Genomic DNA, 13,454 nt, shown 5'->3' with positions numbered 1-13,454 from the left:
GCCGCCTACCCGTTCACCCCCGCGTAGTGCCCGAGGCTCCACCTCCACAGCAGCCGCGAGCCCAGGTACGCCAGCGCGCCCAGCAGCGGGGAGAGCGCCGCGAGCCAGTACGGGACGCCGGTGTCGTGGCCGTGGCCGGTGAGGACCGCGGCCGGGAAGTAGGCGACGAACGCGAGGGGCAGGCCGTACGTCAGGAAGCCGCTCACCGCCCTCGGGAGCACGTTCAGCGGGTAGCTGCCGAACGTGCCGAGCAGCTCCTCCAGCCAGTTGCTCCAGTAGTCGGCGGCCGGGAAGCGCAGCGCCGCGGCGGCCACGGCCGTGAACAGGGCCGCCTCCAGGAGCATGCCGCCGACGACGGCGGCGACCAGGTACGCGATCCGGCCCGCCGACCAGTCCAGGCCGCTGCGGCTGAGCGCGCCCGCCATCAGACCCGCGGCCACCGTCAGGTCGCCGATCGCGTTGGTCGGGAAGTAGGCGAGCTGGACCTGGCGGTGCACCGGCATCGGACGCACCAGATAGATGTCGATCCGCCCCTCCTGGATCTGCCGGCCGACGAAGTGCATACGGCCCAGCACCAGCACGAACAGACCGTGCGCCAGCATCCGTGTCGCCGGGATCAGCAGCACCTCCGAGCTGTCCCAGCCGCCCATGCCGGTGAACCGGGTCAGCAGCACGGTCGCGAACACGATCACCGACACCTGCCAGACCGCACCGATGGCGATCATCAGCAGGAACTCGGCGCGGTACTCCAGCTGGGCGCGGAAGTTGAGGCACGTGACGCGCCACGCGATCCGGACGGCCTTCACACGCCTCAGCCTCCCTGGGAGATGACACGGCGGGCGGCCCGCCGCCACAGAAACCGGGTGAACAGGGCGAGCACCACGACCCAGGCCGCCTGGACCGCCAGCTCGGCGGGCGCGTCCGACAGGGGGATCCGGCCGATGTAGAGGGACAGCGGCACACTCAGCGTCGCCTGGAACGGCAGGAACGAACTCAGCGTCACGAACCAGTCCGGGAAGAACCACAACGGCGCGTACACCCCGGACAGCAGGTTCTGCGCGAAGACCAGGATCATCATGGCCGCGTTGTTGCGGACGGTCCAGAAACACAGCTGGTCCAGGACGAGCAGCACGTAGTACAGCACCCACTGGCCGAGCAGCAGACTGAGCGCGAACACCCCGGCCACCGCGGCCGACGCGGGCGGCTCCACCGCTCCGGCCGCGACACAGACCGCGTATCCGCCCAACGCCCAGACCAGCCCGTACAGTTGCTCGCCGAGGGCGCGCAGGGCGTAGTAGCGCCGGGGCGGCAGCGGGCGCAGGTACCAGTAGACGATCGTGCCGAAGTGCAGGTGCTGGAGCACGGTGTCCCGGCCCGTGTACTGGTCCAACTCCCGCAGCCGGGAGGCGAGTACGGCCAGGACGGCGTAGGTGACCGCCTGGTCGCGGTCGAGTCCGGCGGTCGTACCGGTATGCGCGTACAGGCCGTCCCACAGCGACGCCACCAGCACCACCTGCACGGTCAGCCGGAGCAGGACGGCGGTCATCCGGGGCGGGGCGTGCAGTTCGCCGAGCGGGGTGACGCGGGCGACGCGCCAGGCGTGCGCCGCGGGCATCACGCCACCCCGGCCTGGACGTACGCGGCCCGCATCACGTCCTCGAGATCGGCCTCGTCGATGGCGATGCCCGTCACCTCGTAGCGTTCGATGACCGCCTTCAGCGCCTGGTGGACCGTCGGAGCGTCGGCTCCTTCCGGGCCGAACACCACCTGCGGGCCGTCGTGGCTCAGCACCGCGATGCCCGGCAGCGGTACGACCTCGAAGTGCGCGTCGGCCAGCGTGGCCCGCACCTGCCAGGTCGAGCCGAACCTGCGGCGGATCTCGTCGAGGCCGCCGTCCAGGACGAGCCGGCCGTGGTTGATCAGCACCACACGCTCGGCGAGCCGCTCGACCTCCGTCATGTCGTGCGTGGTCAACAGGACCGTACGGCCACGCTCTTCGACCTGATGCCGGAGGAACTCCCGGACCTGCTCCTTGACCACCACGTCCATGCCGATGGTCGGCTCGTCGAGGAAGACCACCGGCGGGTCGTGCAGCAGGGCGGCCGCCAGGTCGCAGCGCACCCGCTGGCCGAGGGAGAGGTGACGCACCCGGGTGTCCCAGAAGGAGGAGAGGTCGAGAAGATCGTCGAACTCCCGCAGGCGCGAGGCGTGTTCGGCCTTCGGCACCTCGTAGATGTCGCGCAGGATCGCGAACGACTCACGGGCCGGCAGGTCCCACCACAGCTGGGTGCGCTGCCCGAACACCGCGCCGATGTTGCGGGCGTTGCGCTCCCGCTCCCGGTACGGCACCACGCCCGCGACGCGCGCCTCCCCCGAGGTGGGGGTGAGGATGCCGGTGAGCATCTTGATGGTGGTGGACTTGCCGGCGCCGTTCGGGCCGAGCAGGGCGAGAAGTTCGCCCGCGGCCACGTCGAAGGAGATGTCGGACACCGCGTGCTTGGCGACCCGCTCCGGGTTCACCAGGGAGCGCAGCGCTCCGGCGACGCCGGGCCGGCGGACGGTGGTGTGGAAGGTGCGGGACAGACCGCGCACCTCGATACTGCCGCTCACTCGTTCAACCTCCGGTGCGGCGCGGCCGGACGGCGGGGAGCCGGCCGGCCGCGGGAGACGTCCTCAGGGTGTCGGAATGCCGGTCGTTCGGTCACTCGGCCGAGAACACGAAGGAGAACTCGGCCGGTGCCACGTTCAGCCAGTACCGCGGCAGCGGGCCCGGGCCGCAGGACTGGGAGCCGATGCCGTGCTGGCCGTGGTCGAGGTTGACCCAGACGGTTCCGCCGGGCGTGAGGTCGGTGCGGTGCCGCGCGGCGTCCAGCTGTTCGCCGGTCCAGCGGCGGGCGGTGAACCAGAACTCCGGGTCGCCGTCGATCCGCAGTCCGCCGAGCCGAGCCCAGCGGACGTCGGCGCGGGCGCCGTTCTCCTGCGGCCGGACGTACGGCGTCTGGAGAGCGTCCACCGTCGACTGCCAGCGGCCCACCTCCGAGGCCGCCCGGCTGTCCGGGTACGCCTCGCCCGGACCGCCGCCGAACCAGGTCACCGTGTCGGCCGCGGACAGTCCGAAGCGGACGCCGAGCCGGGGCAGCGGCACCGTCCAGTCGCCGTCGGGCGTCACGGACACGGTCAGCCGCAGCCGGTTCCCGTCGGACGTCCACCGGTACACCGTCGACAGGCCGGCCTCCGCCGCGGCCGGCGCCACCCGGGTCCGTACCGTCAGGCTGTCGTCGTCGGCCTCGACGGCGTCCAGGCGGTGGCGCATCCGGTGCAGGCCGAGCGTGCGCCACCGCTCGCCGTAGCGGGTGTCCGCCTGCCACGCGGAGCCGTCGTCGTTGTCGGTGGTCGCCCGCCAGACGTCCAGTCGCAGCCCGGTCACCTCGACCGCGCCGATCGACCGGAGCGCGCCGGTGCGGGCGTCGAAGGAGGCCGGACCCAGGGTGATCAGCCGTTCGCCGACGACCGGGCCGTCGGTCCGGTCCACGGACGGCGCCGCCCGTGCCGTGAGCGGTATCTGCCCCCACGCCACCTCGTGCCCCCGCGGCGCCCACGGGGTGCTCCCGGCGAGCACGGCCCGGACCGTCCACCCGGTCTCCGCACCGGCCGGCGCGTCGGCCGGCGGCCGCGGCAGCTTCACGACGGCCGACTCGCCCGCCGCGAGCGCCGGCACCGGCAGCACGCCCGAGGCGAGGGTCTCGCCGTCGGCCCGGAACACCCAGGTGAAGGCGAGCGCCGTGAGGTCGGCGAAGTCCTGCTTGTTGGTGATCCGGACGGTGCCGTCGCCGGAGCCCTCGACGGAAACCGGTTCGATCACCTTCCTGAACTCGGCGAGGCCGGGGGACGGGGTGCGGTCGGGCAGGAGCAGTCCGTCGCAGACGAAGTTCCCGTCGTGCAGCTCCTCGCCGAAGTCACCGCCGTAGGCGTAGCCCAGCGTGGGGTGCGCGATGCCGTGGTCGATCCACTCCCAGACGAAGCCGCCCTGCACCCGGGCGTGGTCCTCGAAGATCCGCTGGTAGTCGGCGAGTCCGCCGGGGCCGTTGCCCATGGCGTGGGCGTACTCGCACAGGATGAACGGAAGGTGCCGTCGCCGGTGGGTGCCGCCGTCCAGGCCCCGGCCGATCCGCTCGACCTCGGCGTGGTCGGCGTACATCCGTGAATACATGTCGGTGTCACGGCAGTCCGCGTCGCCCTCGTAGTGCACGAGGCGCGAGGTGTCGCGGCCGTGGATCCACTCGGCCATCGCGGTGAGACCGCGTCCGGTGCCGGCCTCGTTGCCCAGGGACCAGATCACCACCGACGGGTGGTTCTTGTCGCGCTCCACCATGCGGGCGGCGCGGTCCAGCAGGGCCGGGGTCCAGCGGTCGTCGTCGACGGGGTTGTCCCGCCAGGCCTGCTGCTCGAAGCCGTGGGTCTCCAGGTCGCACTCGTCGATCACCCACAGGCCGTACTCGTCGCACAGGTCGAGGAAGGCGGGGTGCGGCGGATAGTGCGAGGTGCGGACGGCGTTGACGTTGTGCCGCTTCATCAGCAGCACGTCCTGGCGCATCGTCTCCACGTCCAGGGCGCGGCCCCGCTCAGGATGCCACTCGTGGCGGTTGACGCCCTTGAACAGGACCGGCCTGCCGTTGACCTTGATCAGACCGTCCGCGAGCTCCACCGTACGGAAACCGATGCGCAGCGGGACGCGCTCGCCGCCGGTGTCGAGGACCCCGTCGTAGAGCGCAGGGGTCTCGGCCGTCCACGGCCGGACCGTCGCCGTGACCGTCTCCCCGGTGGCGACATCGATGTCGAGGGCGGGCACGGTCACCCGCCCGTCGACGTCGGAGTCGACGCGCAGGGTGCCCTCGCCGGTGACATGGTCGTAGGCGGAGTGCACGAAGAAGTCGAGCGCGCTGTCCGCCGGGCGGTGCAGCAGGGTCACGTCACGGAAGATGCCCGGCAGCCACCACTGGTCCTGGTCCTCCAGATAGGACCCCGCCGACCACTGGTGGACGCGGACGGCGAGGACGTTCCCCGTGGGCCTGAGCAGATGTTCGACGGCGAACTCGTGGGCCAGCCGCGAGCCCTTGAACTCACCCAGCTCGGTGCCGTTCAGCCATACCCGGGCGCAGGACTCGACGCCGTCGAAGCGCACGACGGCGCCCCCGCCGGCGGGCCAGTCCGCCGGCAGGTCGAAGGTGCGCAGATGGTCGCCGGTCGGGTTCTCCGTGGGGACCCGGGGCGGGTCCACCGGGAAAGGATAGAGGACGTTGGTGTAGATCGGCGCCCCGAAGGCCCCGTCGCCCTGGAGGACCCAGTGGCCCGGGACCGTGACCTCGGCCCAGCCCCCGGCGTCGTAGCCGGTGCCGGCGAACGTCTCGTCCTCGGCGTCCGCCGTCGGCGACAGCCGGAAGCGCCATCTGCCGTTCAGCGACAGGGACTTCGCGTCCGAGGACGCGTACCAGGCGCGGGGCGCGAGGGCCCCGCTGCCCGGCGAGACGTCCTCGACGTAGTCGGCGGCGGACGTGGTTCCGGTGGTGCGGAAGGACATCTGTCTCCTAGGTCATCCCTTGATGCCGGTCTGCGCGATCCCCTGCACCAGCCAGCGCTGCAAAAAGAGGAAGACGAGCAGCAGGGGCAGCAGGGAAATGGCCGTGGCCATGAAGATCAGGTGGTAGTTGACGGTCTGGTTCGTCATGTACGACGACAGCGCGACCTGGACCGTCCAGGCGCTGGGGTCCTGGCCGATGACCAGGGGCCACAGGAAGGAGTTCCAGCCGTTGATGAAGGTGATGGTGGCGATCGCGGCGAAGAAGTTCAGCGAGTTGGGTACGACGACCCGCCAGTACGCGCCCCAGTAGCCCAGGCCGTCCACCCGCGCCGCCTCCTCCAGCTCCTTGGGGAACCCCAGGAAGTACTGCCGGAACAGGAAACAGGTGAAACCGCTGAACAGGCCCGGGATGATCAGTCCTCGGTAGGAGTCGATCCAGCCGAGGGACGACACCAGCACGAAGCCGGGCACGAACGTGACGGCCGTGGGGACCATCAGCGTGAACAGGACGCCGTAGAAGACCTTGTCGGCGTGCCGGTACGGGATGCGGGCCAGGCCGTAGCCGGCCAGCGAGCACACCAGCAGGGTGCCGACGGTGTGCAGGACGCCGACGACGAGGGAGTTCACCATCGACTGGCCGAAGTCGACGGTGGTGTCCTCGAACGGCTCGGTGATGTTGCCCCACTGGATGTCGGTGGGGAAGAACGTCCACTCCTCCCCGGTGATCTCGGGGTCGGTGGCGAAGGCGTTGCGGATCAGGACGTAGAACGGGACGAGGAAGAGGAGAGCGGCGACACCGACGGCGAGGTACAGGCCGGTGGAGCCCAGTACGGAGCCGCGCCGGCCGCCGCGCGGGGTGCGGGGCCGGCCGGGTACGGCGTCCCGCGCCTTGGTCACGGTGGTGGTCACTTGGACTCCTCACCCCTTCCGAATCCCATGATCCTGCCCTGGAACAGGGTGACGAGGATGATCAGCAGTGTGAGGATCACGGCGCCCGCGCTGCCCGCGCCGTAGTCCTGGTTGTCGCCGAGCGCGGTGTAGTAGAGCTCGACGAGCGGCGGCCGGCCCCAGGTGGTCTTGGACAGCAGGTTGAAGAACTCGTCGAAGGCCTGGTAGGCGGCGATCAGCAGCAGCAGGATCACGGCCGTCGAGGTGGCCCGCAGCTGCGGCAGCGTGATGTACCGGAAGGTCTGCCAGCCGGGCTTGGCGCCGTCGAGCGCGGCGGCCTCGTACAGCTCGTCCGGGATGTTCTGGAGCGCGGCCAGGAAGAGAATCATGTAGAAACCGGACTGAAGCCACAGTCGCGCGCTGACGATGACCAGCCAGTACCACGGCGGGTCGGGGTTGGCGAGCCAGGCGACGTTCTCGACGCCGAACCAGCCGATCACGGTGTTCGCCAGACCGAAGCGGACCCCGTTGAAGAGGGACATCTTCCAGATGAGGGAAGCGGCCACGTAACTGCACGCCGTCGGCAGGAAGAAGACCGACCGGAAGAACGCCCGCATGAACCGGAGCCGGTTCACCAGGAGCGCCAGACCGAGCGAGAGCGCCCAGGTGGTGGGCACGATGATCGCGGCGAAGACGGTGAACGTGCCGAGGGCGCCGGTGAAGTTGTCGTTCTCCAGCATGAAGCGGTAGTTGTCGAAGCCGACGAACGTGCTGGGGGTGACGGTGAAGCGGGCCTCGAAGAAGCTGAGCCAGATGCTCCAGCCGATCGGCACGTAGACGAAGATCAGCAGGCCGACGAGGAACGGCCCGGTGAAGAGCCAGAAGTTGAACGTCCCGCTGCCCCGCAGCCCCCGCCGGGGCCGGGCCGGGGAGGCCTTGGCCGGAGCGGAGGGGGCGGAGTCGAGCTCGGTGGTGGTCGACATGTCGGGGTCCGTCCGCCGGCCTATCCGAACAGCTTCTTGAGCTCGGCGCCCACGACCTTGTCGCACTTGTCGAGCGAGGCCTCGGGGTCACCGCCCTTGCGCACGGAGTCGGCGAACACGTCCTCCGTCGCCTTGATCATGGCCTGGGTCCAGCCGATGTTGTCGAAGTGCCCGTAGTCGCTGAAGAGCTTGACGCCCTCGGCCGGCAGACCGGACTTGAGCTTCTCGGCGGACTGGGCGATCGAGGTGCGCGGCGGGATGTGGAAGCCGTAGGAGAGCGCCCAGTCCTCCTGGTACTCCTTCTGGTCGATCCACAGCCACTTCACGTACTCCTTGGCCTCGTCGACCTTGTCGCCCTTGGCGTTGACGAACATCGACCAGCCGCCGTTGTAGACCGAGGGCTTGCCCGCGTCGCCGACCTTCGGGAAGGGGAAGATCCCGAGGTCGTCGCCGAGCGCCTTCTGCATGACGGGCATGGCCCACATGCCGCAGAACTGGATGGCGGTGAGGCCCTGCACGAGCGCGGACGGGTCCCAGTAGTCGGCCGGGGCGTCCAGGAGCAGGTCGCCGCTGGTGAACAGCTTGCGCATCTGCTTGATGCCGCCGACGACGCCGTCGGTGTGGTAGGCGGGCTGGTTCTTCGCGTCCAGGGTGTCGGCACCGGCCGCCCAGATCATCGGGCGGATGACCGCCTGGAGCGTGTTGCCGAGGTAGACGCCCTTGACCTTGTCGGTGGTGAGCTTGGCGGCGACTTCGAGCAGTTCGTCGAGGGTCTGCGGCACCTCGAGGCCGGCCTTCTCCAGCAGCGACTTGCGGTAGAAGAAGAACTGCGGGTCGTCGATCATACGGACGCCGTATATCTTGCCGTCGACCGTGTGCGACTGGATGTCGGCCTGGTTGAAGTCGTCCTTGACCGGCTCGATGATGTCCGTCAGGTCCGCCACCTGCCCGCTCTCGACGAGCTGGATCTGCGGGTGGAACTCGAAGAGGTCGGGCGCGTTCTGGGTGAGCAGCGAGGCGAAGAGCTTGCTCTCGAAGTTCGAGCCGGTGATCCACTGCGTGCTGACGTTCGCGTCCTTGTAGGCCTTCGCGTACCGCTTGACGGCCTGCTCGGTGCCCGCCTCGCCGTAGGCGTGGAAGTACTGGACGAGCGAGTCGCCCGAACCGCCCCCGCTTCTGCCGTTGTTGCCGCCGCACGCGGCGAGCGTGCCGGCCGCGGCCATGCCCGCGGCGGCCCGGAAGAGGGAACGGCGGGACCAGTTGCTGTTGCTCATTGCCGACATGCTGACGTCCTTGTCTCGAAGTACGGCTACGGCTCTGGGACTCAGCGCCAGGTGGCTCAAATCTGGCTGCGGTGCGGGACGTTAACCTTCGGCTAAGGCTTCGGCAAGGGGTTGGACGAAGCCTGTTCGAAGAGTTGTGAAGTGTTCGGGATGGCGAACATGGGGGTGGGGAGGGGGTGGGGGAGGGGGTGTGTAGAGCGGTCGGCAACGGGGAACGCGGGCGGGGAAAGAGACGGTGGGGAGCGGCAGTTGGGGGTGCTGCGGTGGTCCGCGCCGCCGGTACCCGGCCGCGGCCGGGGGCCTGGCTCTCCCGGCCCTCCCTGCTCGCCCCGCTCCCTCGGTCCCCCGATTCCCCGATCCCCCCGGGTCAGGCGGACGGCGCGGTGCGGCTCCGTGCCGGGCTCGTGCGCTTGGTGCTGCGCTGCCCGACCGACTGGAGCGCCCCTTCGAGCGCGAACGTCGCCGCACCCAGACAGACCGGGTCGGTGGGGATGGGGGAGAGGACGATCCGGCTCGCGGCCAGCGGCCGTTTCAGCGCGTGCCGGGCGACCGCCTCGCGCACCTCCTCCAGGAGGGGCTCGCCGAGCCGGGCCGCGACCCAGCTGCTCAGGACGACCACCTCGGGATTGAGGACGTTGACCAGGACGGCGATACCGGCGCCGAGGTAACGGGCCGTGTCCCGGACGACCTTGACGGCCTCCGGCTCCCTCGCGGCGACGCCCGCCGCCAGCGCGTCGATGGTGGCGGTCTGGTCCCCCGGATGCAACAAGGCGCTGCGCGGGCTGAGTTCCCGCAGGTTCTGCATGATCCCGAGCGCGCCGACGTACGTCTCCACGCAGCCGTGGTTGCCGCACCGGCACAACCGCCCGTCGAGCACCAGCGTGGTGTGCCCCCACTCGCCGGCGCTGTTGCTGACCCCCCGGTGCAGCCCGCCGCCCAGGACGAGTCCGGCGCCCACACCCGTGCCGAGGTTGACCACGACCGTGTCACCGTGGCCGCGCGCCGCACCGAACCACAGCTCGGCGACCGCGCTCGCGCGCAGCGGGTTGTCCAAGTACAGCGGATACGCGATGTGTTCGGAGAGCAGGTCGAGCAACGGCACGTCGTGCCAGTCCCAGTTGGGGGCGTACTCGGCGATGCCGGTGCTCCGGTCCACCTGCCCCGGCACACTCACCCCGACGCCGAGCACCCGGGCCGCCTCGACCCCGGCCTGCGCGACCACCGAGCCGACGGCCGCGCTGACATGGCCGATCACCTGCTCCGGCCGGCTCTCCCCGGGGCGCATGTGCTCCTCGGCGCGGGCCAGGACGTTCAGCGCCAGGTCGAACAGCTCGACATGGACGTACGTCTCCGCGATGTCGACGCCGATCAACGCGCCCCCCGACGCGTTGACGGCCACGAGGCCCCGGGGGCGGCCGCCCGCCGAGTCCTCGAACCCGACCTCCGTGATCATCCGGAGGTCGAGCAGCTCGCCGACGAGGGTGGCGACCGTGGCCAGCGACAGCCCGGTGGCGGCCGCCAGCTCCTGCCGGGAGGTGGGGGAGGCGGCGATGATCTGGCGCAGCACCTCGTAGCGGTTCGCGGTGCGGATGTCCCGTGATGTGCCGCGCTTCATCGCGCTCCCTTCGCCGACCGCCACGGGTGCCGAGGACCGTGACGGCACCGGCGCGGCGTCAGGCTATGGGCAACCGCGAGGTTCGACAAGGGGTTAGGAAAGGGGCTTTATGAAGTCCGGGCCGGGGTGGCCCGGTTCAGCTCCCCAGGGCGTCGCGCACGAAGGCGTTGGTGAACTTCCCGGCCGGATCCAGCTCCCGTACCAGGGCCGTGAAGTCGCCGAGCCGCGGATAGCGTCCCCGGACCACGGCGGCCGGCATCTCGAACACCTTCCCCCAGTGCGGCCGCGGCGCGAAGGGCTCCAGCGCGGCCTCCACCGCCCGTACCACCGGCAGGACGGCCGCGGTGTCCTCGACCCAGGTGAAGTGCACGGCGACGGAGTCCCGCCCGTACGCCGGGCTCAGCCACTGCTCGTCGGCGGCGACCGTCCGCACCTCGCAGGTCTGCAGCACGGGGGAGACCGTCTCCCGGATCCCGTCGAGCGCGTGCAGCACCCCGAGGGCGTGCTCGCGCGGCAGCAGGTACTCGCTCTGGAGCTCCTGTCCGCTGCTCGGCGTGAACTCCGCCCGGAAGTGCGGCAGCCGCTCGTGCCACGGCCCCGGCACCCCGAACTGCTCGGTGCAGTGGACCGCCGGCATCCCCGGCACCGGGTGCAGTGCCACGGTCGCGGGCGCGGCCCACCCGAAGGCGGCGAGCGGCTGGTCGGTACGCCGCTTCAGCCACACCTGACGGAAGCCCGGCGCACCCCAGTCGGTGAACAGGCTCACGCTGTACGCCGCCCCCGCGACCGCCTCGAAGTCCAGTCCGTCCAGCGGGAGTTCGGTGAACAGGTGCTGCTCGACCCGGTAGTCGGGTTCCAGGTCCAGGGTGAGCGCGGTGACCACACCGAGTGCGCCGAGGGAGGTGACCGCCCCGCCGAAGCGCGGGTCGTCCCGTCCGACGACGACGGTGGAACCGTCCGCCGCGACGATCTCCACCTCCCGCACGGGCGCCGCGAGCGGGCCGTTGCCGACGCCCGAGCCGTGCGTACCGGTCGCCACCGAGCCCGCCACCGAGATGTGCGGCAGGGACGCCATGTTCGCCAGCGCGAGACCGTGCGCGTGCACCCGGCGCGCCAGCTCGGCGTACCGCACCCCGCCGCCGACCCGCACGGTCCGCGCCGCCGTGTCGACGTCCACCTCCGCCGGCAGGGCGTCCAGGGACAGCAGGACGCCGTGCGCGCCCGGCTCGGCGATCGGGTTGAACGAGTGCCCGCTGCCCAGCACCCGCACGCGCGCGGCGTCCGCCACCAGCGCGCGCAGCGCGTCGAGCGTGCCGGGGCGGTGCAGCTCCCGCGCGGCGAACGTGATGTTGCCCGCCCAGTTCGTCCCCGTCCAGCGCGGTCCCGCCGTCTGCGGCACGGTCTCGGCCATACGACTGCCGCCCCTTCTGAAGAGATCGAGAACCCGCCGGTTCCCAGGTGGAACCTACCGCGTCCGCAACACGAGGCCCCCCGCCACCACCCGCGCGTCGCCGGGGGCATACCGTGAGGAGTCGTACGCCTGAGCCGGGAGGAGAGACGGATGGGCAGCCGTACCGCGCTGGTCGAGGATCTGATGGAGCGGTTTCCGCATGTTCCGCGGGAGGCCGTCTTCAAGGAGGACCTGCTGCGCGGCGGGGTGGCCTTCGACCCCTCCGCGCTGAGCGACAACGAGTCCGGCGAGGTCAAGCCGAAGTCGTACTTCATCTTCTCCTTCGACCACGGCACCCTGCCCGAGCTGGGCGAGGCCGCGCTGCGCCGGCCGCCGGAGGAGATCATCCTCACCGGCGGGCCGTACGACCTGCGGCGGACCGTGGTCTCCGTGCGGGTGAACCCGTCCTCGCCGTACCGGGTGGCGGCGGACGACGACGGGCTCCTCGGGCTCTATCTGGACGGCGGGCGCATCGCCGACGTCGGGGTGCCGCCGATGCCCGAGTACTACCGGCACACGCTCTCCAACGGGAAGTCCGTCATGGAGGTCGCCCCCACCATCCAGTGGGGCTACCTGATCTATCTGACCGTCTTCCGGGTCTGCCAGTACTTCGGTGCCAAGGAGGAGTGCCAGTACTGCGACATCAACCACAACTGGCGCCAGCACAAGGCGGCCGGCCGGCCCTACACCGGCGTCAAGGACGTGGAGGAGGTGCTGGAGGCGCTGGAGATCATCGACAAGTACGACACCGCGAAGGCGTCCACCGCCTACACCCTCACCGGCGGCGCCATCACCAAGACGGTCGCCGGGCGGGACGAAGCCGACTTCTACGGGCACTACGCCAAGGCCATCGAGGAGCGCTTCCCGGGCCGCTGGATCGGCAAGGTCGTCGCCCAGGCGCTGCCGCGCGACGACGTGCAGCGGTTCAAGGACTACGGGGTGCAGATCTACCACCCCAACTACGAGGTGTGGGACCGCCGGCTGTTCGAGCTGTACTGCCCGGGCAAGGAGCGTTACGTCGGCCGCGACGAGTGGCACCGGCGCATCCTCGACTCCGCCGAGGTGTTCGGGGCGCGCAATGTCATCCCCAACTTCGTGGCGGGCGTGGAGATGGCCGAGCCGTTCGGCTTCACCACCGTCGACGAGGCGATCGCGTCGACCACCGAGGGGCTGCGCTTCTTCATGTCGCACGGCATCACGCCCCGCTTCACCACCTGGTGCCCGGAGCCGACCACCCCGCTCGGCAAGGCCAATCCGCAGGGCGCGCCGCTGGAGTACCACATCCGGTTGCTGGAGGCCTACCGGGCGACGATGGACGAGTTCGGGCTCGCCTCGCCCCCCGGCTACGGCCCGCCCGGCCCCGGTCGCGCCGTGTTCTCCGTCAGTTCCTTCATGGACAGCCTTCCGGCGCAGGAGACCTCGGCCGTATAGTCCCCGCACGGTTCCTCAAGGGGTTTCCCACAATTCCCGGCTCCGGGGCTGAGTCGTCGGGCGCTCGCGTCCGTACAAGAAGGCGGAGAACGGCGGCGAACGGAGCCGGGGGAGCGGGTTCGAGCGGAGCGCGGCTGTCTGTCCGGACGTCCTGACATGACATCTGAACAGGGCGCTTGTCAGTTGTGCGGGTTACGTGAAAAGCTCTGCCACTGCCGCGAGGTTC

General features: G+C 70.6%; 10 protein-coding genes. 1 reads left to right on the top strand and 9 read right to left on the bottom strand.

From position 1 onward, the window contains the following. Nucleotides 1-5: 5 nt before the first annotated feature. From IE275_RS36875 to IE275_RS36835, 9 genes are all read right to left on the bottom strand, one after another. Nucleotides 6-806, bottom strand: coding sequence for an ABC transporter permease (locus IE275_RS36875; protein WP_189717021.1), 801 nt, complete (start codon nt 804-806; stop codon nt 6-8). A 5-nt stretch (nt 807-811) separates the two neighbouring features. Continuing rightward, complete coding sequence (locus tag IE275_RS36870; protein ID WP_189717020.1) at nt 812-1,615, bottom strand: ABC transporter permease; 804 nt, start codon at nt 1,613-1,615, stop codon at nt 812-814. After that, the gene (locus tag IE275_RS36865; RefSeq protein WP_189717019.1) at nt 1,615-2,610 is read right to left on the bottom strand and encodes an ABC transporter ATP-binding protein; all 996 of its coding nucleotides are present in this window, start codon (nt 2,608-2,610) and stop codon (nt 1,615-1,617) included. The genes IE275_RS36870 and IE275_RS36865 overlap by 1 nt, the downstream gene beginning before the upstream one ends. 91 nt (nt 2,611-2,701) lie before the next feature. After that, nucleotides 2,702-5,578: a glycoside hydrolase family 2 TIM barrel-domain containing protein gene (locus IE275_RS36860; RefSeq protein ID WP_189717018.1), complete on the bottom strand. Its 2,877-nt coding sequence runs from the start codon at nt 5,576-5,578 to the stop codon at nt 2,702-2,704. A gap of 12 nt (nt 5,579-5,590) precedes the next feature. Beyond that, nucleotides 5,591-6,487 (bottom strand): carbohydrate ABC transporter permease, encoded by an 897-nt coding sequence (locus tag IE275_RS36855; RefSeq protein WP_189717017.1) that lies wholly within the window; start codon nt 6,485-6,487, stop codon nt 5,591-5,593. Next, nucleotides 6,484-7,449 carry a carbohydrate ABC transporter permease gene (locus IE275_RS36850; RefSeq protein ID WP_189717016.1) on the bottom strand — a complete coding sequence of 322 codons (966 nt, stop codon included), beginning with the start codon at nt 7,447-7,449 and terminating at the stop codon, nt 6,484-6,486. Before IE275_RS36850 ends, IE275_RS36855 begins: the two co-directional genes overlap by 4 nt. Nucleotides 7,450-7,469: 20 nt before the next feature. Beyond that, a complete protein-coding gene (locus tag IE275_RS36845) occupies nt 7,470-8,732 on the bottom strand; it encodes an ABC transporter substrate-binding protein (protein WP_189717015.1) in 1,263 nt (420 codons plus the stop codon). 367 nt (nt 8,733-9,099) lie between these two features. Further along, nucleotides 9,100-10,347, bottom strand: coding sequence for an ROK family protein (locus tag IE275_RS36840; protein WP_189717014.1), 1,248 nt, complete (start codon nt 10,345-10,347; stop codon nt 9,100-9,102). Nucleotides 10,348-10,483: 136 nt separating this feature from the next. Then, nucleotides 10,484-11,758, bottom strand: coding sequence for a D-arabinono-1,4-lactone oxidase (locus IE275_RS36835; protein WP_189717013.1), 1,275 nt, complete (start codon nt 11,756-11,758; stop codon nt 10,484-10,486). Nucleotides 11,759-11,908: 150 nt separating this feature from the next. Between IE275_RS36835 and IE275_RS36830 the strand changes: the two genes are divergently transcribed. Next, nucleotides 11,909-13,228, top strand: coding sequence for a radical SAM protein (locus IE275_RS36830; RefSeq protein WP_189717012.1), 1,320 nt, complete (start codon nt 11,909-11,911; stop codon nt 13,226-13,228). Nucleotides 13,229-13,454 lie beyond the last annotated feature (226 nt).

The sequence above is a fragment of the Streptomyces phaeofaciens genome, assembly GCF_014648915.1.
Taxonomy (GTDB): Bacteria; Actinomycetota; Actinomycetes; order Streptomycetales; family Streptomycetaceae; genus Streptomyces; species Streptomyces phaeofaciens.
The sequence above is the reverse complement of the archived record's forward strand: the minus strand, read 5'-3'. Positions and strand labels throughout refer to the sequence as shown.

What these genes read in the sequence shown, in the direction of transcription:
- IE275_RS36870 (WP_189717020.1), bottom strand. Translation starts at nt 1,615, where the DNA reads ATGCCCGCGGCGCACGCCTGGCGCGTCGCCCGCGTCACCCCGCTCGGC.
- IE275_RS36860 (WP_189717018.1), bottom strand. Translation starts at nt 5,578, where the DNA reads ATGTCCTTCCGCACCACCGGAACCACGTCCGCCGCCGACTACGTCGAG.
- IE275_RS36850 (WP_189717016.1), bottom strand. Translation starts at nt 7,449, where the DNA reads ATGTCGACCACCACCGAGCTCGACTCCGCCCCCTCCGCTCCGGCCAAG.
- IE275_RS36845 (WP_189717015.1), bottom strand. Translation starts at nt 8,732, where the DNA reads ATGTCGGCAATGAGCAACAGCAACTGGTCCCGCCGTTCCCTCTTCCGG.
- IE275_RS36840 (WP_189717014.1), bottom strand. Translation starts at nt 10,347, where the DNA reads ATGAAGCGCGGCACATCACGGGACATCCGCACCGCGAACCGCTACGAG.
- IE275_RS36835 (WP_189717013.1), bottom strand. Translation starts at nt 11,758, where the DNA reads ATGGCCGAGACCGTGCCGCAGACGGCGGGACCGCGCTGGACGGGGACG.
- IE275_RS36830 (WP_189717012.1), top strand. Translation starts at nt 11,909, where the DNA reads ATGGGCAGCCGTACCGCGCTGGTCGAGGATCTGATGGAGCGGTTTCCG.